This window comes from Sodalis sp. RH19 (assembly GCF_047324215.1).
Classification (GTDB): domain Bacteria; phylum Pseudomonadota; class Gammaproteobacteria; order Enterobacterales; family Enterobacteriaceae; genus Acerihabitans.
Map to the genome: position 1 here is coordinate 1,488,976 of NZ_CP178734.1, position 20,170 is coordinate 1,509,145.

Below are 20,170 nucleotides of genomic sequence, written 5' to 3' on the forward strand. Positions count from 1 at the left end.
AGCAGACCGCTATAGGACTGACGGTCCGCTCCCGCTCGTTTTAAAAAATTTTCCCATTAGTGTGCTTTTTAGAGTTGTAACTAACTGGATGTATGGACTCATATAACGTTCCAAAGGCGCAAGTGACCAACGGTTATTCTATTTACTTTCTGCTAACTGATCAGGTCGAATAATGTATAGTTTGGGAGTTTGGTCAGAAGTGTTGTCAGCAGGAGTAAGCATAACCCAGGCACGTCCTATTACCTTACCGTCCTCAAAAAACATACCTACTTCGTCTCGCCAAAATCGTTTAGTCACTAACACAGCACCGGGCCAAATTAATTCAACGAGTTCTTTAAGTGATGGAACCATATTATTTACAAGATCGACTAATCGCTTGGCATGATAAGCAGCACTTTCAGGACCATTACTTTCAGTCCCTACCATTACCATTGCGAACAACTTATCTGTGCGACCCCCTTTTTTGACATCTAGATTAAGCGATATCCATCTGGAAGTTGTGATTGTAAAGCCCTAATGTCTATATCAGCTTCAAACACTGATTCATCACAGCTTTCCCACATTTGTAAATAAGTCATGCTTCGATCGAGTAAGTAGATAGGTGAAGGTATATCCTTAAAATATTCATGAATCTGAGCTGCAGGTGCTCTATCATATAACTTTGTATTGACCAATGGTCTTGCTAACGTAGCAGCTAAATGAATTGCACGAGCGGGTTCAAATTCGTCAATACCCATTTTATCAGTCCTTTACTTTTTTCATCGATTTCCGTCGGGACCGTTGGCGCCGGCGAGGCGCGTTTTTTTTGGAATAGCGCGAACATCAAATCACCTCGAGTTATAGCCGGCGGCGGCCTTTTCCTTTTTCATATAGGCCCGTTCCCCTTCTGAGCCATTCCATTCACCCTTACTGACCGCCCTATCAAATCCTTTTGTATACGCCGCCAGACTGCCAGCAATTAACAGGAATGAGCTGTGGCTGACTTCTCTTTCATCAGAGTCTTGCGATTTCTGTTCGTGGATATACAATTGAATATGTATATCTATTGAGGGGTGGTCATGCAAGTAGCTAAATGGGGTAACAGTCTGGCGGTGAGGTTACCGGCCAGCCTGGTCGAAGCGCTGGAGTTGCGTGAAGGCGATGATATTGAGATCGTGGTCGATGACCCGCGCACGTTTGCGGTTCGCAAGAAGCCAGGGGCTGATGCTTTATTGGCGCGGCTACGTGATTTTCGCGGTAAGTTGCCAGCCGATTTCAAGTTCTGCCGGGACGAGGCCAATGAGCGTGGCTAAATTTAGTTCATTTTTGGACAGCAATGTATTGCTCTATCTATTGTCTGAAGATCCAACGAAAGCCGACAGCGCTGAAGCATTATTGAAGACGAATCCGGTGATTAGCGTACAAGTCCTCAACGAAGTGACCAGCTTGTGTCGTCGCAAGCTTGCGATGAGCTGGGAAGATATTGGACATTTTCTGGAGCTGGTACGTAGCTTCTGCAATGTCGTACCGCTGACGGTGGATGTTCATGACCGCGCACAACAGATTGCGGATCGGCACCAGATCTCGTTTTATGATGCTTGTATCGTCGCAGCCGCGGCGACGGCCGGTTGCCAGATCTTGTACACCGAAGACATGAGCCACGGGCAGATTCTGGAGGACAGCCTTACGATCAGAAATCCTTCGCACAGGGTTAATGAGCTGGCTGGACAAGGTGGAACCGCCTGAATCGTGAGGCGGTAGTTCTTTCGATGGAGCCATGAAATCGCAGTTGTGGACGTCCACTGGCACCATTGGCATAATCTGCCAATGGTGATATTCTGAGAACAAACGGTTATTTGGGGGGAAGCCATGCCCACGCGCAATGTGGTACTGACTGACCATCAGCACGAGGTGGTCGAAAGGCTTGTTAATTCAGGTCGTTATCAGAATGCGAGCGAAGTGTTGCGTGACGGGTTACGCCTGCTCGAGCAGCGAGAGGACGTTGAGGAGGCCAAACTTGATGCACTGAAAGCGGCCGCGCAAGTAGGCTGGAGGGAAATCGATGATGGCCGTTTTACAGATGTTCAGAATGACAAGCTCGAAGATTTCATCGGTGAGTTAGGCGTTCGCGCTGCGGGCAGTGAGCAGAATCAACATCGCAAATGATGCGCTATCGACTTTCGGCCGCTGCCCAATCGGATATAATTAATATACTCAAATGGACTCATATTCAGTTCGGTGAGGCTGCACGTAGGCGCTATGAGCGTCTTTTGGTTACAGCGTTGCGGGACGTGGCTTCAGACCCTGGCCGGCTCGGTAGTGTGGTGCGAAAAGAACTCGGCAAAGGCGCGAGGTCATGGCATCTTAAGTTGAGTGCTGAGCGTGCCAAATCGAAGGATGGGGTTGTTCATCGCCCGCGTCATTTTCTTATATATCGGATAGACGCTGAGGATTTGATGGTCGTTGGCCGGGTTCTGCATGATGCGATGGAACTCGAACAACATATTTTGCAGGGTACACCTTGGGAGTAGTTATCCATTTAATGGAAAACTGAGACACGAGGTATCACAATGGCTACGCACGCACATTTCAAACGATGGACCTATCGAATTGGCCGAGGTATGGGACAGGTTTGGCGTGGGTATGTGCGTCGTGAGCGCCATGTCTCTGGCTGGATCATTTCTCGCGGCGTTCCTGCGATTGGAGCCAAGGCGTTGTTGTGGCTCGCCAAACTCGTACTGCTTGGGTTGCTTCTGTATATTACGTTCTGGTTGGCTTTGCTAGTGGTGTTTGCGGTTGCAGCAGCTTGGGGAGGCGAACATTCAACGGGGCAAGATGAATCCGACTTCTTGGGGAGTAAGACAGAAGAACTGGATCATCGCGATAGCCTCTCTTACCATCCCTACAACTACAACGATGACCCCGATCCTCGGTTTGAGGACGACTGAGACCAAGGCTACTTCTTTGCTGTGCTGATCAGTATATCTGAGCCTTTGCTCCCGGCTTGTCCCACGTCCCGGGAGCCATTCGTCAAGCCTTGTAGCATATTTCCTGCTCGAACACCGGCCCATCCTAAAGCTGTAACCCAAAATGTTGGTAGCACAAGAAACATTGTCGCCATGACAAAGTTCAGCAACATGTCGCCGAAAGCGTTGTTGAGTCCAAGCAGCGGATCAAAATTTGTCTGAGGCCGATCTGCACCCAGCCCCCATCCGTAAAGCGCATCCAGGATGGTGGAGTCCAGCCAACGGGCCAGTTGAAACCAGAATTCCACGAAGTACAGCGCGAAGAACACGCAACTGACCGTCACGAAAGCCTTCAGATCGTAGGTCGCTAGCATCAATACCAGGGGGATGCAGATGATCACTGCCATCTTCAGCAGTGACAGCACCATGGGCAGGGCCTGGCGTACCGCATCCATTGCCGGGAAATAGGCAATGGCACCCACGGTGACGCCGGCGTCCGCCGCGGCGCGGGTGGCGATGTTGGGCAGCGTCATGTCGATTTGTCCGCCGTAGTCCGCATATACCGCCCCCTGGTTCATCTTCTGCTGGCGCGGGGCGGCGATCGCGCGGATCACCGAATCGTCAAGTTCAGTGCGTGAGACGAAGCCTGCCCACCTCGCCATCCGGGTCATCAGGTCGGGATTGACCACGGCCAGTACCCGGGCGCGCAGGCCAGTGTCCGCATCGGTCCACCATTGTCGACACGTTGGGTAGCCGCCGCCGCTGTCCACCTGCGCCAGCCCCGCGTCGCGCGTGGTGTCATAGGGCCAGGCCGTGCGCGGTGTCTTTGAGTGATAACTGTCGTAATAACCGCCGGTATCGAGAAAAAAGTTCGAACCGATCCAGGTAACGTCATACATCTGTGCTTCGCTCAGTTCTGGGCGCCCCATAAACAGTTTTGCCCGCGCCGGGCCGTAGCAATCGTGGATGAAATCGGCTATCTCTTGCGCCAGTACCGGGTCGTCAATACGCGTGCTGTCGATTTCCATGCGCATCTGCCGCAGGTCTGTGCCACAGGGGATGGCGGCCACCGCTGCGCCGGTCACGGCTTTGGAGATGGCATGCATGAAGAACCACCAGACCGGGACTTTTGCGCTCTGGTTGTTGAGCGTGGTAAAGGATTTTTCCCAACCCGTCTCCGTGGGCAGCGGGATGCTGACCTGGCATTGCGTAGAGCGGGTGGTATCAAATTTGATGGTAGACAGGTCGACATCGATATACGGCACACAACCAAACAGGATGACCACTATCGCCATCCAAATGCGGTTCTCAATACGCATCGATGACAGCACGCCTTTATTGCCCTCGTCTGCCCCCTCTGTTCGCGCCCGCAGCCATTCCTGGATGAAAATCCCGGCAAAGGGCAGGGCGAACAGGCCGCTGGCAACGAGGATGTTCCAGACGCCGTTGTTAACGAGCCAGGCGATCAGCGTCAGGTAGTACTCCAGATAGTCGGTGGTCTGCAAGGTCATCACCGCCTCCTATACTACGCGCAGCCACTGGCTGGCTTCGGAGCACACGATCGCTCCCACGCTCAGGACTTCAAGGGTTCGCAGCGCCCGGGCAGAACGCGGTTCACGCTGAAGCCTGTGCCGCCGTACCCAGGGCCAAACGGCCAGCAGAGATGCATACAGGCACAGGCGCCAAACGAAGAAATGAACGCTATGGTCCTTGAGCCACTGCTGCCAATCCGCGATACCGGCGCACAGGTAGATACCCAGGAGGTTGGCAACCAGTGCGGCAAAGAACAGCAGAACCAAGATCCTCAGCAACAGCAGTAAAGGCCGTCGCATCGCACGTACGCCAGGACTGAGGGGAGTCATAGGTGTTTCTCCACACCGGATGGACATCGTTTGAGTTCATCGCAGCTACGATGAAAAGGCGATGAACAATGCGAAACGAATGTGTCCCCTATAGTTTTCCGCAGTTAGCTGTGGTTAGCCTAATGTTCAGTCTTTCCAGCAAACCATGCTGCCATTTAGTATAAAACCTAACTATTAGGTGACCGGACCGACACAGCCGCGCCTGCCACGGTTATCCAAACCGGTATAAAGAAGCTATCTATGAGAAGATCTGTAGTGATGGCATATTGCAAAGATGCGGGTATTGATGTTAAATGGAATCAAGTTAGATGCATTGCCACAGAGATAATACATCATGCGTACCACCGTCACTATTGATGACAATTTGTACGAGCAGGCGCTGGAGTTAGCTGGCCCGGACATGGACAAAGCTGACCTTTTCCGTGAAGCCATCCACACCTTTGTCCGTGTGCAGGCCGCCAAGCGTCTTGCGGCCCTCGGCGGTAGCGCGCCGGCGATGTCAGACGTGCCGCGCCGCCGTCAAGAATCGAGCCGCTGATGCCTGTTGTTCAGGACGTGTTGGTCGATACCAGTGTCTGGATTGAGCATTTCCGCCAAAACAATGTCGAACTGGTTGATCTGATGATGCAGGATAGGGTGCTTATCCACCCGTTTGTATTGACGGAATTAGCGTGCGGCACCCCCCCTACGCCCCGCAGGAGAACGCTGGGCGATTTAGCGCTGCTACGTACCTGCCATTCTGCCAATCAGACCGAGGTCAGGAATTTGATTGAGCAGGAAGGTCTTTATGGGCAAGGTTGCGGCCTGGTGGATATGACGTTACTGGCCTCCACCCTGATTACCCCCAACGCTCGGCTGTGGACGCTGGACAAGCGTCTGGCCACGCTGGCCGTACGCCTGGGCATAAACTGGCCCACGAACGCACTCTAGCGCTCTTTTATTTCTTCTCCTTGCGCGATAGATAAGACATGCGGCAGCGCTAATTGGCGTTTGAGGCGTTGTTGTTCGCTATCGCGAAACATCGTTAACACGGATCACCGGGTGCTGACAAATCTGACATTTCATCACTCATTGATAAGCGTGAGATAAGGGTTATTGAGCGGGCTATCAACAAATAATGATGAAGAGTCTTTTAATAAATAACCGTGCAAACGCCTGGATTTGCGTGGTCCAGTCACCTCACAGGTCCAGATGTTCAGGCCATTGTCTTGCTTACGGTGCAGTTGCAGCTTTTCGAAGCGCTTTTGCACCCATTGCCAGGCGGCCAGATGATCCTGCTTGGCAAAGGTTGTAATCTGCGGATGCTCCTGCACATAGCGCTGGAATATCCCCGGGCTGACAAGGTAGACCGTACCGTTAACGGTATGCACCAGAGCCTTGGCATCGTTGATAATCAGTGTATGGGACTGGATGGCCTGCTGTAACCATTCGACGAAATGCTGACCGGAGGGCGCAATGGTCATATCGAAAGCGCCTTTTTCTGATGATATTGCATCAAGCGGTGGCGCGTCCTGGTGATGTACTGAATCCTCAGGGACAATGGCTTCCTCAGCCGGCGCGATAGTGTCGGGCTCAGGCGTGCCAAGCAGATTGAGGAGAATGTCTATCGTCTTGGTGGAGAGTTGGGGCGCCGTAGTTATTGCGCTGTCGACCCCTGGCGTTTCGTTTACCAACGTCGTCTGGGGGGCATTTTCAACCATGGGTTCAGTCTCGACTGAGCCCTCGAATGGTGCGGGTCGGTTTGCCGGCTCCCAGATGAGCGAAGGTGACATTTTCAGAAAGGTGAAGGGATTCGACCAGCCGCTGCTGCTGGAAACCGTCGCCCGCCATATGGCCTTGCCGTCGGGCGTCGCCTGGACGATACCGTGGTCCTGAAGCACGTCGAATACCGCCGTATTGCTGCTGGGTATGCCCTCGATGCCTTGGGACAGGAGATGGGCGCGCAGCTTGTCGGCAACGGTTTTACTCACTAACCAAAGGGCATCGTCGGTTAACCAGCCATCCGAGGGCCCGGGCTGATTTAGCTTGAACTCTTCCTTAAGCAGATAACGCAAACCTGCCAGGAGTTTGCGTTGCAAAGCGTGTTTCGGTACCGCCAGCGCCTTGGTCGGGTCCCCTCCCAGCGCTTGTGAAACGGAAGCGCGATCAGCGTGGGTTACCAGCTCACCGAGCACACCGGCATGCTCGTATTGTCCTGCCAGGACGTAGAGGAGCGCCGACCAGAGCGCGGGATAATCGCTGAGCCAGTCAAGGGCCGAGTTGTCGAGCAGGTGGTTGTAGAGCAACCCGGAGGCCGCGCTATGCAACCGGTATTCGCGCTCTGGCCGGTAGCGAAAGCGATAGCGCTGCTGTAACGGGCCATGCCAGGGATGCCAGGTGCTGCCGTCGGCCTGCTCAACGAGCAGGTCCACGGCCACCTTGCCGATATCGTGCAACAGCGCGGCGTAGGCCGTGGCGGCCGTCCACGCTTCGGCTTGTGCGGCTTGGTCTTCTGGCGTTGCGCCGGAAGGTAACAGATGGGACTGTCTCAGTTTGAGCGCGTAGGCGACAGTTTCCAGACCGTGGTCAAGCATACCGCCCGGATAGGCATGGTGGTGGCTTTCCGAGGCCGGGAAGTGCTGGACCAGTTCGGCATAGCGCTCCAACGGGACCAGATACAGTGCCGCGAACTGCTTGCGCGAGAGTGACGTGCGTTGCCAGATATGCTCCAGCAATTTCTTCCGGCGTGGGGAGGCCAGCAGCGTGGCGGCCGATTCCGGACGCATCAGCTCTTTGCTATTTGCCGCGGCGGTCGGTGCGGTGGCGACCGTAGGGATGACACGTTTTCGGTGAAACAGTGAAAGCATAACCCCCCCTGAAAGTACGATTAGCGGTGAGCCTTTTCCTTTTGGAAAAGATCAATCATTTCCAGGTAGGCCCGTTCCCCTTGGACCCCATTCCCTTGCCCCTTCCAGGGCCCTTTGTGCATCGCTTTTGGCAGCCGGCAGCGAGTGCTACCGTTTAGAAAGTATTCGCGTTAAGAAAGCGAATACTGGCTTTCCAGTAAAATGACCGCAATCACTGTAAATATTTCAATTCTCCTTATGCGTTGGGACAATTCCTTTGAAGGGTCCTGCTGTCGCAGGCGTGTACATAGCCGCCGCCAGCCTGTGGCTGTAGCCGTATAGAGAAGCAGGCGCCAGACGAAAAAATAACCAGAATATGCCCACAACCAGCGCTCACCATCAGCGATGTAATCTACGATGCGGTCACCGGAAAAGTGTATGGACAGGGCGGTACCGATAACGAGCAGCAAACCCACCAGCGCCAGAATAATCCGGTGGCTGAACAGCCGCAAAATCCAGGTCCTTGCTGGGACGCTCATTGTGTATCGCTGCCCGACTTCTGAATTTCATCGAGTCGGTTACGCAAGGTGTCGCCTTCGAAGATGCCGCGTGAGCCCGCGGCCCTCGAACCATGACGCTGGATAATGGCCATGGCGGTGTTGTTGGCCAGGGTGTGCCGCAGTTCCAGCTCGGTCTTGAGATTGTTAATCTCCTGCTCCAGCGTGCTATTTTCCTGATCTACCGCCTTGACTGCCAGCTCATTGGCCGCGACATTGGGCTCCTGTCGGCCGGTCAGTAGGGTGCGTTGCAGCAGCAAGGCTTTTTCCAGCACGCTGGAAAGGGCGGCCTCTGAAGCCAGGCGCTTGCCCAGCAGGTCCTGGTCGGGTTCGTCGCGCAGGGCTTCGATCACGCCGCGGGTGATCGGCAGCGCGTTGCTGCCGGCAACGTCCAGGTTCTCGGTAGTCGTGGGTTTGGCTCCCGAGACGAGTTCCTGGAGGGCCTGAAGTTTTTCTTCGTACTCTTCCTGGATAACCGGTGTCAGGCCCACGCCGGGCGTGGTCTCGGTCTTGGTGCAGGATTCGCAGGTCTGCTGTTCGCGCTCGCCCAGCACACGGTTGGCCCAATCGGCGGCCGCTTGTGGCGAGGACCAGGCCTGGCAGGTCAGCCGTTCGCCGCAGTCGTCCTGGGTGATGGACGCGGTGTCGGTGACGCCGCGGCCATTGAGCAGGTTGTAGCCGGCGCGGGTGACGTCGCTGACCACCTTGATGGCGTTTTGGCCGGACCCGCCGGCGTTGCTGCCGCCCACCCAGGGCACGCCGCTGTTGCCCTTGCTGGATTCGGCCTGTTCGATGGCCGAGACCGCATCGGTGCTGCCGACGGCGCTTTTGAGTGCCACTCCTTCGGCCAACTGGTTCCAGCCGGCCTGGCCGCCGGCCGTGTCGGCCAGGCGGTTGCCAATCGCCCGGCAGGTCATCTTGGAGCGGTCGAAATCCATCCGGGCTTGTAGGATCCCATTGCTCAACAGGTTGTAGAGGCCTGGGTCGGCGCGCTGGATGATCAGCGCGGGCAGCGAGGCCACGGCACTGGTGGCGTTCTGGATCACCGACGACATGATGGTTTGGAAGCCATTGGTGACGCCGTTGAGCTGGTTTTGGATGGTGGTGGAGATGGACATGTCGCCGCAGATCAGGTTGCTGTTCCAGCCCGCCCCGACTCCGATGCTGCGCATGTTGCCGGCGCTGCCCATGGACACGGCCCGGCCGCCGCCGATGCTGTAGAGCACGTCATCGCCAATGACGCTACCGCTGGCGCTGATACCGCTGTTGTCGATGCGGGTCTGGGCTGCGCTGACGCTGGCGGTTGCCAGCGAAACGGTCAACGCCAGGGGGAGCAGACACCCGCGGAAGACGTTACGCAAAGGGGATACGTTCATGGCCGGCCTCACTGAATATCCGTACTGCCAAGGAAGGTCTGTCCGCGGCGCTGGCAGCATGCATATGGGCGCCACAGGGCCCAGGCGTAGTCGCCTTGCTGCGCCTGGACCTGAGTACTGTTGTGGGGGAAGACCGCGCAACTGCTGGAGAGCGTAGGGGTCAGTTCCTGCCACTTGCCGGTATCAGCATCGCTTTCCACCAGGTCGCCGGCCGGCCAGTAGCCGTCGCGAGCAGTGGCGCGCAGCGGCTGGTAGATGTGGATCTGGCCGCTGCGGGTGACGATATCGCCGGCACGCTGGGCGATGACGGCGCCGGCCTTGTAGTCGTCGGCCTGGTGCAGGAAGCCGCCGCGTGGGTAGACGCTGCCCCACAGGTTGAGCGTGCTGCGCGCGCCGATCTCGCGCTGGCCAGGGACCAGGGCTTCGGGATAGACCGATTCGGGGACGTTGTAGCGCCAGGCCACCGTGTCCAGGGTGCTCAGCAAGTACGGCATGAAGGCCGTGCCGGCGCCGGTGCAGGTGTAGCCGGAGGCGCTGGCGAAGCGGCTGAAGACTTCGGCGCCCGGATGGCCGATGACGTCGGCGTTCTTGAATTTGGACAGGTTGTTCTCGCCCGGGTGGCCGGTGGTGCCGTCGCCGCCGGACTGGGCGGTGGTGTTGGGCAGGCCCAGGACACGGACTTCGGTCCAGGGGTTCTCGCCGGTTTGGGTGTAGCTGGAGACCACCGCATCGGGGATGTAGTGGCGGACCTTGACCGAGGTGCGCACGGTGCAGCCAAACGGGGTGCAGTACAGCCAGTAGCAGATACCGACGACTCGGTAGGCCAGGCAGTCGGGCGATAGGGTGGAGGCCACGATGGTGGCGGTGTCCAGGGCCCAGGAGGGGCTGGCCGCCACCAGCAGCAGCGATGCCGCGGCCAGCCGCAGGCGCCGGGGGAGCGAACGCATCACGGCTGTGTCCTCCGGAAGCTGTCGATGCGCGCCACGGCGGCTGCGACATCGGGTTGGCCATAGACGACATAGCGGCGATCGACCACCACGGCGGGGACCTTGGCGATGCCCAGCCCCCAGGACTCGGCCACGCCCTGCCAGGCGGCGCCAAGGCGGCGTTGCAGCGGGTCGCCTCCTTGTTGGAGGCGTTGCTGCATGGTGGCGGCGGCCTGGTCGGGGTCGGTGGGCAGGTTGGCGGCCAAGTCGGCCTCGATGCGTCCGGGCGCATCCAGCTCGATGACCCGCGCGTTGGGGACGGACTGGACGGGGTGCTGGCGGTCGGTGACGACCAGCACTTCGGCGCGCGCGCCCAGGCTGAGCAGGGCCAGGCACAACCCGAGCATCCACGGGCTTGCTACGTGCCTGTCCGGGTGGCGGGAAAGGGAAATCTGCATGTCGAACGCTCATGAAATGGATCAAGGGGTTCAGTCCACCGCGAAAGGGGTCGCGCCGCGACAAAGAATCCGGACTTGGGAGTACCCAGTTTTTTGCGGGAAGAACAATGGGAGGTATCAGGCACCTGGCCTGGAACGCACCGAAACCTGGTAAATTCATGTATCCCTCGATGTGCGCGCGGCGCGGGATTGCCGTCGGCGCGACCAGATTGAACAGGTTGTTACGACGATTGGGGCCGCGATGGAGGTATCCACGTTGGTAGCGGCCGTTTGCTTATAAGTTCATAGCTTCAGGCGCTCGATGAAACAGCGACCCGCGAGGCCACGGGGAGCGGCTGTCGGATAGAAGATAGAAGGTGGTTATAGAACCTGGTCGCCGGCGACGGCACACCCTGCCAGTATTGTCATCTTCATAGCCATTTGGCCAAATATCCAGTTTGAAGAATAGATTTCTTGCCGTCTTTATGGTCTGAACATGAACGCGACAGCCTGACTTTTTGGCCCTGCTGAACCGAACCTGGCGCAATTCAGCGCAGTGCGCGCAGGTGTCTTGTCAATATGGGGAAAAACGGAAGCCAAGGCTCCCGTGAGGATAAGATCGTCGTGGACATGGTGCGTTGCGACAGAGTTTCGGGCCATCTGCACAAGCCGTTGGCACTACAGTAGGCCTGCCTCGTCGAACGAGTAGGGCATGCCTTTGCCAATGATGAGGTGATCCAATACCCTTACATCAATGATCGCAAGCGCCACCTTCAATTGCTGGGTGATTGCCCGGTCGGCCGCGGAGGGTTCGGTGTTTCCTGACGGATGTTGATGGGCCATAATCAGCGCTGCCGCGTTGTGCATCATGGCGTGCTGGACCACGACACGGGGATAGATGGCGGCCTCGGTTATGCTGCCATGGAACAGTGGCTCGTAAGCCAGCACCTCGTGGGCGCTATTGAGAAAAATCGCAGCAAAAACCTCATTGGGTTCACCTGCCAGCTTCAGACGCAGGAAGTCGCCCACAGCGGAAGGCCTAGACAATGTTGGACCCGCCTGAAAGATGCGGCGTTCGAGTAACGCGATGGCGTGCTGGATGATCCGATCTTCGTGCTCCGGCGCAGACAACGCGCGGAGCTCGCCTTGGGAATGAGCGATGGTCAGGGACATGACAAACCTCCTTTCAGTGAAAAGGAGAGCGCCACCCGGTGAAGGGCAAAGCCCTCCAGGGGATGAGTTGAGATGGACGAGAATGCATCCGCCACCGGGAACGCGGTGGCTGCTCGCGATGAAGGGATGCGAAGCGAGCAAGGCAGGATCAACGCGAACGGACCACGTCGTAGCCTTGAAGATCCCGGCTACCTGGGCATGTCACCGACTGCGCCGGCAGGCATTTGGGGGCCTGGGACACCCGTTTCGCTCCCGGCCGACAGCAGATCGAGCGCTGACAGCAGGGCATCACCCTCAACGGGGCCGGATAGCCGTAGCGTTTTTCTGGTCTGGTTGTCCCGCAGTTGCAGGGTCGGCGTGGCAGTGATGTTTTCTCGTGCCGCCTCGGCGGCCTGGACGCGAACGATGTCATCGGGCGGGGCACTTGCCAGGCATTGGCGCAGGACTGGGGTCATGTCGGGGTACTGCGCATCCTGCGGCAGGCCCTGGCCGTCGCCGCCGGTGTGGGTATAGACCCAGCTCACCGCCTGCCAGAAAGCAGCGTTCCCGGCGGTTTCGCCGGCACATTCGACAAGCCTGGCCTCGTCGGTGGCCGCCGGCTCGTGCATCGCCAGCGGCAGATGGTGCCACTGCCAGTTCACCTCCGGATTCGCACCAATCCACTGCCTAAGCACCGGGAAGTAGGCTCGGCAATAGGGGCATTCAAGGTCGGCGTACTCGATGAGGGTGTAGCGGGCGTCGGGATTGCCATAGAGCCAGGGCGGTCCTTCAGGTATGAGTATTGATTCATGGGTTTGGTCGGCAGTTTTTTCTGTGTGAAGCGTGCTGTGTTGGCCCTGTTGGAACGCCCACATGACGATGCCCAATGCGATGACTATTACCAGGACGGTCAGCCAGGAAGCGAACTTGGAGCGGTAACTGAAACGCCGATGTTGTTGCATCGTGGGATCTCTCATCAGGTCATCGCATCAAGCGTGAGCGATTCGATGCCGCGCGCCTGGTCAATCTTTTCGGCGACTTTGACCGCCGCGTCCAGTTCGCTAATGCCGTATTGCTGCATCAAGGCGAATCGCTCGGCCTTCTCTTCGGGCTCGGTCTGGGCAAGGGCGAGATACAGGCTGGGCGGCACCGCCCGGAACAGGATTTCCATCGATCGCGACAGGATCACTCCTTCGGTGAACTTGCCGGCTTCCTTGCGTGCAGAGAGCATCAACGTCTTCTGCCCAGGAGTGAGCTCGCGGAACCGGGCAATTTTCTCCACTTCGTCCGGCGGCATGCTCAGGCAGATCCACCATTCAATCATATTGAGCATCGGCTCTGCGGCCTTGGGTAGGTCGTCGATGTTCTGCGTTGCCAGCCAGTACCACGCGCCGAGCTTGCGCCACATTTTGGTAATTTTGACCACATAGGGGGCCAGCAACGGATTCTTGGTGATCACGTGCCCTTCGTCGGTGACGTTAATGATCGGCCGCCCCAGGAACTGGTCGCGCTCAGCGAGGTTATTCACGGTGTTGATGAGGCTGATGTAGGCAATCGAGAGCTGGGCGTTGTAGCCCTCGCGTGCAAACGTGGCCAGATCTACGATGGTGATGTCGGCCTCGGGCCAGGGGCTGCCGGCCCGGTCGAACATCTCGCCGTCGATGCCTTGACAAAACATGCCCATGGCGTCGGCCATTTCCTGCAGGCGCGTGCGACGCATCTCCGGCAGTGTTGCATCACGCCCGCGTTCGCGCAGGGCATCCCGCACGTCACGCGTCAGCACGGTGCGATGCTCTGCAACGCACCGTTGGGCCGCATCAAGAATGCACTGGCGAATGAGACTGCGGTCGGCACGAGTCATTCGAGCTTCCTCCTTGTCTTCGCCGCCGGTTATCATCAACCGCGCAGTGATCTCAAGCTCGCCCAGCACATCGCGCTGTTCGTCGCCTTCAGACGATGCGGCTGAAGGCTCCCGGTCTTCGTCCAGCGCATCGGCATCGAGTGTCTGGACCTGGCCGGGGGTGTCCACCAGGCGCCAGGCGTCGGCAAACGGGGCGAGGCTGACACCCGCCCCCGGCGCGAGGCGGATACGATGCACCGACAGCCCCAGGCGGACGGCGAAGTCACCGAACAAGCCGAAGCTGTTGCCGGCTTCGACAATGAACAACCGCGGCCGGTAGAGGGCGGTGACCTGGCTCAGGATGTTGTTGAGCGTCGCGCTCTTGCCTGAACCGGTTGGACCGAACAGGAACAGATGGGCGTTCATCTGCCGGTCGAGTCGGTTGAGGGGATCGAACGTGATGGGCTCTCCGCCGCGATTGAAGAAGGTGATGCCCGGATGGCCGGTGCCCCGACTCCGGCCCCAGACCGGAGCGAGATTCGCGGCATGCTGGGCGAACATGAGTTGGGTGTACCACTGCCGCTTGTCGAGGGCCGGGTCGAATACGCAGGGCAACCACCGCAGGTAGCTGTTGAGCGGTGCCACTTCATCTTCCTCACGTACCGGTTGCAAGCCGGCATTGAGCATCACGTTGACCAGTTGCAGGCCGCGCGCAGTAAGCTCTTCGCTATCGCGCCCGCGCAAATAGAACGCCAGCGCGCCGCGGTAGAGTTTGTGCGCACTGCCGATAAGGCTACGCGCCTCCTGCACGTCCTGACGGGTCTGCTCGGATGCCAGTGTTTCTCCTACCGCTTTTTTGGCCAGGTGGTTAAGATGCGCTTCGAGCACATCTTGTGGTGTGGCGACCAGCGTCAGACACATCACGGTATCTTCCGGCATCTGGTCGAACAGCGCGTTGTATGCATCGCCGCCTTTGTGTGTCTCTCCGGTGATATGGCCGGTCTGCGGGGGTGTGCGTAGGCGATCCATCACAATGACGCGGTGCGGCAAGCCGTCGAAATACCAGCTACCCGTTGCCACGTCTGAGCGCGGCTGGTCGAAGAACAGTCGCTGGGCAAAATCACCGCTGACCAATTCAAGTGTGCCCGCTTCGGTCTCGTCGGGATAGCGCGTCAACGCAAAGAAGCGCGCCTGGTCATCCGCGGAATCACCCAGCAGGGTGGGATGCGGATTGAACCAGCGTAGTAACCAGGCATGGATGTCCGCGGCACCCAGACGTTGGGCCTTCACCCCTGCGTTTGCCAACCCGCCGGTGAGGCGGTCGCAGATGGTGGTCAGCGCCTGCTCAGGCGACTGACCGCGCCGGGAAACCTCGGTTGTAGGGATGCGCCGATAGACCACCATCCGCACCCGCCGGAGCTGACCGCGCCAGGGCAGGCGCGTAACGGTATTGTCCTCAAACAGGCCTCCGGGTTTGGCAATAGCGCGCAGATGATGCGCAAAGAATTGCAGGTAGAAATCGGTAAAAGTGCTATCTAACGCGCGTGGCTGGATGTAATCCCGTAGCGTTCGCAAGTAGCTGTCCCAGCTCGTTTCGTCCTGGGCGTAGAGCTGGACCACCCAGGGGTTGTCATCGAGTTCGTCGAACGAATCCTGCAACGCATTTTCCAGCGCATCGCGTGCCTGCCAGAGCCAGTTCAGTTCACGCCCTTCGGTGCCGACCGGGGTCAGTTCAAAGAAGGCGGCGACCGAGTGCCCGTCTTCGAGCAGCATGCTCTGCGAGCCGGGCAGGTATTCCACCCAGGGCAGAAGATCCGCAAATGACGGGGCGATGTCGTAGAGCGCCTGGGCATCAGCCTCCGTGGCCGGTAGGCCAGGGTTCAGTGCGCTGCCGGGCTCGGGAATGCCGTGCGCGGCCAGCGTCGATATATGGTGCTCCCAGGCGTCCGCCGGTGCTTGTGGCGCGTCTGGAATCTGGCGACGTCTCGCCTTGAACCACGTCATCAGTACGGCTCCGTGCGCTCGTCAGGCAGGGCGTATTGCACACGCTGATACAGCGGAAAGAGGGTGGTGTAACCGGGCACCGGCACCGGATCGGTACCCGCAAGGTGCGGAAATACGAACATCACCAGATCGGGGTTTGGCAGCCGGTGGAACTGGCGATAGATCTCGGTAGCCGCGGTGCGGGTGTATGTTGCGTTGGCGGCCGGTGTTGCCTGCTGGTCGTCAGCGGTCAGCGGGCGGCGTAGATCCTGCCGGGCATCAAGCAACTGGCGCGCAGCCCGGCTGCCACCGGCACTGCCGCCGGTTTCCTGCTCCCAGATGTCGAGCATGGTATGCTCACCGTGGGGCATTAGCTTCTCCTTACTGGTGGCGCAGCCCCCCAGCAAGGAGACCACGAAAAGGGCGACCAAGGTTTCAATCCAGATCCGATGCATGAGCGGCTCCGGTTTGATTGTTGACCCGGCGCCCGCGGGCGTCGTAGTCGATGTCGAGCGGTTGTTCGAGGTGGATGGCAACCTTGGCACCAGGCTGCACATAGACTGCGGCGAACGCCTGGCCGTAGAGCTTGTTGACCCACTGCGACATTTCCTGCACACCGCCGGCCAGGATACGGCCCATGGCTTCGTTGCCCGTGATACCGACGGTACCCAGTGAGCCGCTGCTGTTGCTAACGTAAGAAACGTTGCCGCTGTCGGATTTGATCAGCGACGCAGCGCCGGCGCCGGCCGCGGTGATGAGCGCCTGGCTGCCCAGATACTGTTGAGCGTTGCTGCGCCGCTCTCCGGAGACGCAGGGGATACCGTAGGGGTCGCTGATCCAACCCAGCCCTCCCTGCGTGGTAGTGCTGGCGTTCTGGCTACCGCCATTGCTGTTGCCGCCGTTTCTATCACTGGGATTGCCTTCCGGTACGGTGCGGATGGTGCCGTCCTGGAACACAAACGTGACGCTGCGGATCTGGCCGCGCACGCATGAAAGTGTCCAGTCTCCCGACGCCGTACCGCTGACCACCGCACCGGCAACGTCAGGGATGTCGATGCCGTTGGCGGTCAGGTTATCTGGCCCGATGAGCACCTTGAACGGATAAGGATCGTTTACGGTGCCGTCGATCGGCACGCGCCCGATCAACGCGGACATTGCAACCGAGCCCATCAGCGTTGAGTTCGATGGCACGGTGTAAACCGGTTTGGTGGAGGCACCCGCGGCGCGGCTGCCTGCATCAGCGACCGCCTCCGCTGTCGCTTGCAGCGTCTTCTGTGCCGGGGCAAAGCTGGTCGGAAAGGATGGCGTGCTGCCAGCTCCGGTGTTTTTGTTGCCCGATTTTCCATTTTCAGGTTCGATCCACTTCACATCCTTGCTGAATTGCTGACCATCACCGTCTTCGAGACCGAGCCCCACCGGCAGGTCGGCGTTGTTGCCCTTACCGGTGATTCCGTCCAGCCGTTGTTGAAGGTCTTGCAACAGTCCCTGTGTTTGCTGTCGTTCGCTCACAACTTGGTTACGCTCCTGCTGCATCCGGCTGCGTTCACCCTCCAGCGCGGTCTGGATGCGTTGGTCGATAGCGCTTTCGCGCGAACGCAGGCGCTCGTTCTCGGTCTTCTGGTTTTTGTTGTCGGTCAGTGCCGTTCCAAGCTCGTTACGCAGTTGCTTGACCTGGGCGACAAGGGTGGCGACAGTATCGCGGGGCGTATCGCCCTCGATGCCCAGGGCCTTCATCTCTTCAGGTGTCAGCTTGCTGGCGGTATTTTGGGGTGCCGGCTGGTTCTTGCCGCCGCCAGAGAAGAGGCGGACGCCGACGAACACCAGCAACAGTACGACGGGGATCAGCAGCCATTTGAGCAGTGGATTACTTTTCATGCGGCACGCCTCCCGAAACCTGGCCTGCCGCTGTGGGCGGAAGATTCTGCGTGGCATCAATGGCTGACACCACAGGGAGTAGCGATTCAGCCAGGCCATGGCCGCGGGTGATGAGATATACCACGGTGGTGTCGGTCGACGCGCCGGCGGGACCGAGCGTCGGATGCTGGAAGGTCGCGGCCACGAAATCGCCCTGCAGTGCCCGCGGGTCCAGATCGAGCCAGCGTGCCGCGGTGTTGGTGAGCCGGACGGCCGTGACCCACACACCCTCAAGTCGCCAGGCGGCCAGCGCCTGGGCGCGCACCGGCAGGGTCGGCAGCAGCGTGTCCAGGGCGAGGTTGTGGCGCAGGTTCACCCGTGCGATGCCGGCGACGGGCTCGACGGTGCGTAACGGGGCATAGAGGTTTTGCGCCGCATAGCGGGTCAGCACGACGGGGACGGGAGTCTCGCGCGCAGCGGTGGGCTGTTCCGGTGCGCCCTGGGTCTGCTTGTCAAAGTCGGTGGCGGTGTCGATGCCGACCCCGACCCCGTAGTGGACGGCCGGTGCTTCGCCCTCGACGATGCGCACCGGCTCCAGCGGCGCCTGGCCGTCTTTGGCAGGCTCGGCGGCGACATCCAGCAGGATCAGTGCGCCGGACGTCACATCCTGCAATTGCAGTCGTGTGGGAGGAATCGGTCCGCTGGCACGCAGGTAGACCGCGCCACCGGCGCTTTGTATGCGCAGCAGGTCGCCAACGCTGGCCGGCATGCCGATGCGCACATTGCGATCGATGAACACTACGCGCTCCTGGCCGACGACCAGGGGGACGGCCAGCGGCAGACGTTCCCAGCGCAGGATCTCCACCGCATGACCGTTGGACGCCAGTTCCAGGCTTAGGCAAAGGCCCGCCAGGGCAGAAAGGACATGTTTTTTCATGGGGTATCTCCCTGCGGGACGCCCGTGGCATTGGCCGGAGTGCCAGATGGGGGTGGAGGCGTCTCGATGCGTTGTGGCGCGCCGGCGTAGCAATCCAGCGCCAGACCGAAGGGGTTGCGCTCCGGGTCGACGTCCAGGCGGGTGGTTTTAATCCGGTAGCGTACCAATGCGCGTTTTACCTGTTCGGCACCGAAGTACTCGTCAGCGCTCACGTCGAGCGTCACAATCCAATCGTGATTTGATATTGCTCGTACGCGTGAGATGGGGTCGTCGCCATAGCCGCGTCCGGGGATTTCGTAGAGGCCGCGTACGCGTTGGCGCAGCTCGCCGCCGCTGCGGCGATACTCGTAGTCCTGTTGCAGAAAGGCCCGACATTCGGGGGTAAGGTAGGCCGACAGCGCGTGCAGGTTGCGCGGATAGTCCTCCTCACCGTTGGTCGGCCAGCGGTTGAGCTGTTGGAAAATGTAGAAGGTGAAGGCGTATACGCTCTCCGGCGGCACATCCCACCATGGGCGTGTGCTGCCTGAACGCAGGTCCGGTGGGACATGGATGGTGAGGTCCCTGGGCGCGTTCCACCAACCGAAGCCCAGCATCAGCGAGACAACGAACAGCGCGCAGGCTCCGAGGCGCAGCGTCTTGACATGCGACTTCAGGTGCAGGACCTCGTTGCGAAAGCGGCTCATGCGCCCCTCCGAAAGGTATGAGCGCGAGCAATACGTCGCGTGGTCCACCAGCCCGAACGGGTAATAAGACTTTCGCCACCCAGTTGCACCGCCAGTCCGAGGTGGCGCTGGGCCAGACACCACTGCAACTGCCGGTACAGCCAGATGTCGGGGCGTCCGCGTTTTTGCCGGCGCAGATATCCGCCACCGGCTAAAACCCCCAGTGCAATACCGGCGACGATAAACGAGGGCACCATGGCGATACTGCCGGTCAGCCAGGCCAGCAACAGTCCCGGGATCAGCCCGACCGCCGCCGACAGGCCGGCGCAGACCCACAGTTCGTCGGCCGTCAGTCCGCGCACCACCACCGGCTGGCGATTGAGACGGTGCGGCAGGAAGGTGACGAGTCCGTCGTGTGTGGGAAGTGAAACGCTGACCATGGGACTGTCCTTACAGCACGCCGGTTGCGGTGGTTAGCAGCCAGATGCCTACCACGAGCAGCACCGCGCCTACGGCAACCGTCAGGCCAAATTGGCCCCAGGTCGCCCGTCCGGTGTGGATTTCGGAATAGCGTGTATAGGCGTGGTAGCAGACGCCGACGAACATGGACGCAACGACGAGCAGTGCCACCAGCATCACGATGTCGTAACCGTAGTTTTGCAGCGTCTGCATGATGCCGCTGCCAGAGCTCGCGTGACGGGTCTTCCATGGTGGGCAAACCTGCCGCAAATGATGTCCATGGCATAGATGTCATCCCCATCGGGAGCAGCACTGCCAGAATGTGGCGGTATGTGTGATGAGAAGCCAAAAATTT

24 protein-coding genes and 1 pseudogene are annotated in these 20,170 nt (G+C 59.2%); 7 read left to right on the top strand and 18 right to left on the bottom strand.

What is annotated here, in order from left to right; genetic code table 11:
• Positions 1 to 138 precede the first annotated feature (138 nt).
• Together ACL2XF_RS06675 and ACL2XF_RS06680 are read right to left on the bottom strand one after the other, a co-directional pair.
• Positions 139 to 432: a hypothetical protein gene (locus ACL2XF_RS06675; RefSeq protein ID WP_413728285.1), complete on the bottom strand. Its 294-nt coding sequence runs from the start codon at positions 430 to 432 to the stop codon at positions 139 to 141.
• A 38-nt stretch (positions 433 to 470) separates the two neighbouring features.
• The gene (locus ACL2XF_RS06680; protein ID WP_413728286.1) at positions 471 to 737 is read right to left on the bottom strand and encodes a hypothetical protein; all 267 of its coding nucleotides are present in this window, start codon (positions 735 to 737) and stop codon (positions 471 to 473) included.
• A gap of 321 nt (positions 738 to 1,058) precedes the next feature.
• Here ACL2XF_RS06680 and ACL2XF_RS06685 point away from each other — a divergent pair, with 321 nt between their 5' ends.
• The 5 genes from ACL2XF_RS06685 to ACL2XF_RS06705 all read left to right on the top strand — a co-directional run bounded on the left by ACL2XF_RS06685 (position 1,059) and on the right by ACL2XF_RS06705 (position 2,927).
• Positions 1,059 to 1,292 carry an AbrB/MazE/SpoVT family DNA-binding domain-containing protein gene (locus ACL2XF_RS06685; RefSeq protein WP_413728287.1) on the top strand — a complete coding sequence of 78 codons (234 nt, stop codon included), beginning with the start codon at positions 1,059 to 1,061 and terminating at the stop codon, positions 1,290 to 1,292.
• Positions 1,279 to 1,725, top strand: coding sequence for a PIN domain-containing protein (locus ACL2XF_RS06690; RefSeq protein ID WP_413728288.1), 447 nt, complete (start codon positions 1,279 to 1,281; stop codon positions 1,723 to 1,725). Before ACL2XF_RS06685 ends, ACL2XF_RS06690 begins: the two co-directional genes overlap by 14 nt.
• Positions 1,726 to 1,848: 123 nt before the next feature.
• Positions 1,849 to 2,145 carry a type II toxin-antitoxin system ParD family antitoxin gene (locus tag ACL2XF_RS06695; protein ID WP_132921138.1) on the top strand — a complete coding sequence of 99 codons (297 nt, stop codon included), beginning with the start codon at positions 1,849 to 1,851 and terminating at the stop codon, positions 2,143 to 2,145.
• The gene (locus ACL2XF_RS06700) at positions 2,145 to 2,510 is read left to right on the top strand and encodes a type II toxin-antitoxin system RelE/ParE family toxin (protein ID WP_413728783.1); all 366 of its coding nucleotides are present in this window, start codon (positions 2,145 to 2,147) and stop codon (positions 2,508 to 2,510) included. Before ACL2XF_RS06695 ends, ACL2XF_RS06700 begins: the two co-directional genes overlap by 1 nt.
• A gap of 39 nt (positions 2,511 to 2,549) precedes the next feature.
• Positions 2,550 to 2,927 (top strand): DUF3742 family protein, encoded by a 378-nt coding sequence (locus ACL2XF_RS06705; protein ID WP_413728289.1) that lies wholly within the window; start codon positions 2,550 to 2,552, stop codon positions 2,925 to 2,927.
• Between the two features lie 8 nt (positions 2,928 to 2,935).
• Here the strand turns inward: ACL2XF_RS06705 and ACL2XF_RS06710 are convergent, their stop codons facing one another.
• Entirely contained in the window at positions 2,936 to 4,456 is a 1,521-nt protein-coding gene (locus ACL2XF_RS06710) for a conjugal transfer protein TraG N-terminal domain-containing protein (RefSeq protein ID WP_413728290.1), read from the bottom strand.
• Positions 4,457 to 4,465: 9 nt separating this feature from the next.
• Entirely contained in the window at positions 4,466 to 4,777 is a 312-nt protein-coding gene (locus tag ACL2XF_RS06715; protein ID WP_413728291.1) for a hypothetical protein, read from the bottom strand.
• A 364-nt stretch (positions 4,778 to 5,141) separates the two neighbouring features.
• On the opposite strand from ACL2XF_RS06715, the gene ACL2XF_RS06720 reads away from it, so the two are divergent.
• Together ACL2XF_RS06720 and ACL2XF_RS06725 are read left to right on the top strand one after the other, a co-directional pair.
• A complete protein-coding gene (locus tag ACL2XF_RS06720) occupies positions 5,142 to 5,345 on the top strand; it encodes a type II toxin-antitoxin system VapB family antitoxin (RefSeq protein WP_413728292.1) in 204 nt (67 codons plus the stop codon).
• Positions 5,345 to 5,737 carry a type II toxin-antitoxin system VapC family toxin gene (locus tag ACL2XF_RS06725; RefSeq protein ID WP_413728293.1) on the top strand — a complete coding sequence of 131 codons (393 nt, stop codon included), beginning with the start codon at positions 5,345 to 5,347 and terminating at the stop codon, positions 5,735 to 5,737. The genes ACL2XF_RS06720 and ACL2XF_RS06725 overlap by 1 nt, the downstream gene beginning before the upstream one ends.
• A 134-nt stretch (positions 5,738 to 5,871) precedes the next feature.
• On the opposite strand, the gene mobH is transcribed toward ACL2XF_RS06725, so the two are convergent.
• The 14 genes and pseudogenes from mobH to ACL2XF_RS06795 form a co-directional block, all read right to left on the bottom strand.
• Positions 5,872 to 7,653 carry a MobH family relaxase gene (gene mobH, locus ACL2XF_RS06730; protein ID WP_413728294.1) on the bottom strand — a complete coding sequence of 594 codons (1,782 nt, stop codon included), beginning with the start codon at positions 7,651 to 7,653 and terminating at the stop codon, positions 5,872 to 5,874.
• Positions 7,654 to 7,823: 170 nt separating this feature from the next.
• Positions 7,824 to 8,171, bottom strand: coding sequence for a hypothetical protein (locus ACL2XF_RS06735; RefSeq protein ID WP_413728295.1), 348 nt, complete (start codon positions 8,169 to 8,171; stop codon positions 7,824 to 7,826).
• Complete coding sequence (locus ACL2XF_RS06740; protein ID WP_413728296.1) at positions 8,168 to 9,565, bottom strand: integrating conjugative element protein; 1,398 nt, start codon at positions 9,563 to 9,565, stop codon at positions 8,168 to 8,170. The genes ACL2XF_RS06735 and ACL2XF_RS06740 overlap by 4 nt, the downstream gene beginning before the upstream one ends.
• An 8-nt stretch (positions 9,566 to 9,573) precedes the next feature.
• Positions 9,574 to 10,512 carry a TIGR03756 family integrating conjugative element protein gene (locus ACL2XF_RS06745; protein WP_413728784.1) on the bottom strand — a complete coding sequence of 313 codons (939 nt, stop codon included), beginning with the start codon at positions 10,510 to 10,512 and terminating at the stop codon, positions 9,574 to 9,576.
• Positions 10,512 to 10,898, bottom strand: a complete 387-nt coding sequence (locus ACL2XF_RS06750) for a TIGR03757 family integrating conjugative element protein (protein WP_413728785.1) — start codon at positions 10,896 to 10,898, stop codon at positions 10,512 to 10,514. The genes ACL2XF_RS06745 and ACL2XF_RS06750 overlap by 1 nt, the downstream gene beginning before the upstream one ends.
• Positions 10,899 to 11,606: 708 nt before the next feature.
• Entirely contained in the window at positions 11,607 to 12,101 is a 495-nt protein-coding gene (locus ACL2XF_RS06755) for a JAB domain-containing protein (protein WP_413728297.1), read from the bottom strand.
• A gap of 188 nt (positions 12,102 to 12,289) precedes the next feature.
• Positions 12,290 to 13,042 carry a DsbA family protein gene (locus tag ACL2XF_RS06760; protein ID WP_413728298.1) on the bottom strand — a complete coding sequence of 251 codons (753 nt, stop codon included), beginning with the start codon at positions 13,040 to 13,042 and terminating at the stop codon, positions 12,290 to 12,292.
• A gap of 14 nt (positions 13,043 to 13,056) precedes the next feature.
• Positions 13,057 to 15,924 (bottom strand): conjugative transfer ATPase, encoded by a 2,868-nt coding sequence (locus ACL2XF_RS06765; RefSeq protein ID WP_413728299.1) that lies wholly within the window; start codon positions 15,922 to 15,924, stop codon positions 13,057 to 13,059.
• Entirely contained in the window at positions 15,924 to 16,358 is a 435-nt protein-coding gene (locus tag ACL2XF_RS06770) for a TIGR03751 family conjugal transfer lipoprotein (protein ID WP_413728300.1), read from the bottom strand. The genes ACL2XF_RS06765 and ACL2XF_RS06770 overlap by 1 nt, the downstream gene beginning before the upstream one ends.
• Complete coding sequence (locus ACL2XF_RS06775; protein ID WP_413728301.1) at positions 16,339 to 17,778, bottom strand: TIGR03752 family integrating conjugative element protein; 1,440 nt, start codon at positions 17,776 to 17,778, stop codon at positions 16,339 to 16,341. Before ACL2XF_RS06775 ends, ACL2XF_RS06770 begins: the two co-directional genes overlap by 20 nt.
• Positions 17,768 to 18,694 (bottom strand): TIGR03749 family integrating conjugative element protein, encoded by a 927-nt coding sequence (locus ACL2XF_RS06780; RefSeq protein ID WP_413728302.1) that lies wholly within the window; start codon positions 18,692 to 18,694, stop codon positions 17,768 to 17,770. Before ACL2XF_RS06780 ends, ACL2XF_RS06775 begins: the two co-directional genes overlap by 11 nt.
• A complete protein-coding gene (locus ACL2XF_RS06785) occupies positions 18,691 to 19,377 on the bottom strand; it encodes a PFL_4703 family integrating conjugative element protein (protein ID WP_413728303.1) in 687 nt (228 codons plus the stop codon). The genes ACL2XF_RS06780 and ACL2XF_RS06785 overlap by 4 nt, the downstream gene beginning before the upstream one ends.
• Complete coding sequence (locus tag ACL2XF_RS06790; RefSeq protein WP_413728304.1) at positions 19,374 to 19,796, bottom strand: TIGR03750 family conjugal transfer protein; 423 nt, start codon at positions 19,794 to 19,796, stop codon at positions 19,374 to 19,376. Before ACL2XF_RS06790 ends, ACL2XF_RS06785 begins: the two co-directional genes overlap by 4 nt.
• A 10-nt stretch (positions 19,797 to 19,806) precedes the next feature.
• Positions 19,807 to 20,116: pseudogene (locus tag ACL2XF_RS06795) on the bottom strand (TIGR03745 family integrating conjugative element membrane protein).
• Positions 20,117 to 20,170 lie beyond the last annotated feature (54 nt).

Bases quoted from the DNA above. Each gene is read 5' to 3' on its own strand.
- mobH (WP_413728294.1), bottom strand. From the start codon at position 7,653: ATGCTTTCACTGTTTCACCGAAAACGTGTCATCCCTACGGTCGCCACC.
- ACL2XF_RS06695 (WP_132921138.1), top strand. From the start codon at position 1,849: ATGCCCACGCGCAATGTGGTACTGACTGACCATCAGCACGAGGTGGTC.
- ACL2XF_RS06675 (WP_413728285.1), bottom strand. From the start codon at position 432: ATGGTAATGGTAGGGACTGAAAGTAATGGTCCTGAAAGTGCTGCTTAT.
- ACL2XF_RS06765 (WP_413728299.1), bottom strand. From the start codon at position 15,924: ATGACGTGGTTCAAGGCGAGACGTCGCCAGATTCCAGACGCGCCACAA.
- ACL2XF_RS06720 (WP_413728292.1), top strand. From the start codon at position 5,142: ATGCGTACCACCGTCACTATTGATGACAATTTGTACGAGCAGGCGCTG.
- ACL2XF_RS06690 (WP_413728288.1), top strand. From the start codon at position 1,279: ATGAGCGTGGCTAAATTTAGTTCATTTTTGGACAGCAATGTATTGCTC.
- ACL2XF_RS06770 (WP_413728300.1), bottom strand. From the start codon at position 16,358: ATGCATCGGATCTGGATTGAAACCTTGGTCGCCCTTTTCGTGGTCTCC.
- ACL2XF_RS06790 (WP_413728304.1), bottom strand. From the start codon at position 19,796: ATGGTCAGCGTTTCACTTCCCACACACGACGGACTCGTCACCTTCCTG.
- ACL2XF_RS06705 (WP_413728289.1), top strand. From the start codon at position 2,550: ATGGCTACGCACGCACATTTCAAACGATGGACCTATCGAATTGGCCGA.
- ACL2XF_RS06760 (WP_413728298.1), bottom strand. From the start codon at position 13,042: ATGCAACAACATCGGCGTTTCAGTTACCGCTCCAAGTTCGCTTCCTGG.
- ACL2XF_RS06785 (WP_413728303.1), bottom strand. From the start codon at position 19,377: ATGAGCCGCTTTCGCAACGAGGTCCTGCACCTGAAGTCGCATGTCAAG.
- ACL2XF_RS06755 (WP_413728297.1), bottom strand. From the start codon at position 12,101: ATGTCCCTGACCATCGCTCATTCCCAAGGCGAGCTCCGCGCGTTGTCT.
- ACL2XF_RS06685 (WP_413728287.1), top strand. From the start codon at position 1,059: ATGCAAGTAGCTAAATGGGGTAACAGTCTGGCGGTGAGGTTACCGGCC.
- ACL2XF_RS06735 (WP_413728295.1), bottom strand. From the start codon at position 8,171: ATGAGCGTCCCAGCAAGGACCTGGATTTTGCGGCTGTTCAGCCACCGG.
- ACL2XF_RS06745 (WP_413728784.1), bottom strand. From the start codon at position 10,512: ATGCGTTCGCTCCCCCGGCGCCTGCGGCTGGCCGCGGCATCGCTGCTG.
- ACL2XF_RS06700 (WP_413728783.1), top strand. From the start codon at position 2,145: ATGCGCTATCGACTTTCGGCCGCTGCCCAATCGGATATAATTAATATA.
- ACL2XF_RS06780 (WP_413728302.1), bottom strand. From the start codon at position 18,694: ATGAAAAAACATGTCCTTTCTGCCCTGGCGGGCCTTTGCCTAAGCCTG.
- ACL2XF_RS06725 (WP_413728293.1), top strand. From the start codon at position 5,345: ATGCCTGTTGTTCAGGACGTGTTGGTCGATACCAGTGTCTGGATTGAG.
- ACL2XF_RS06750 (WP_413728785.1), bottom strand. From the start codon at position 10,898: ATGCTCGGGTTGTGCCTGGCCCTGCTCAGCCTGGGCGCGCGCGCCGAA.
- ACL2XF_RS06740 (WP_413728296.1), bottom strand. From the start codon at position 9,565: ATGAACGTATCCCCTTTGCGTAACGTCTTCCGCGGGTGTCTGCTCCCC.
- ACL2XF_RS06710 (WP_413728290.1), bottom strand. From the start codon at position 4,456: ATGACCTTGCAGACCACCGACTATCTGGAGTACTACCTGACGCTGATC.
- ACL2XF_RS06775 (WP_413728301.1), bottom strand. From the start codon at position 17,778: ATGAAAAGTAATCCACTGCTCAAATGGCTGCTGATCCCCGTCGTACTG.
- ACL2XF_RS06680 (WP_413728286.1), bottom strand. From the start codon at position 737: ATGGGTATTGACGAATTTGAACCCGCTCGTGCAATTCATTTAGCTGCT.
- ACL2XF_RS06715 (WP_413728291.1), bottom strand. From the start codon at position 4,777: ATGCGACGGCCTTTACTGCTGTTGCTGAGGATCTTGGTTCTGCTGTTC.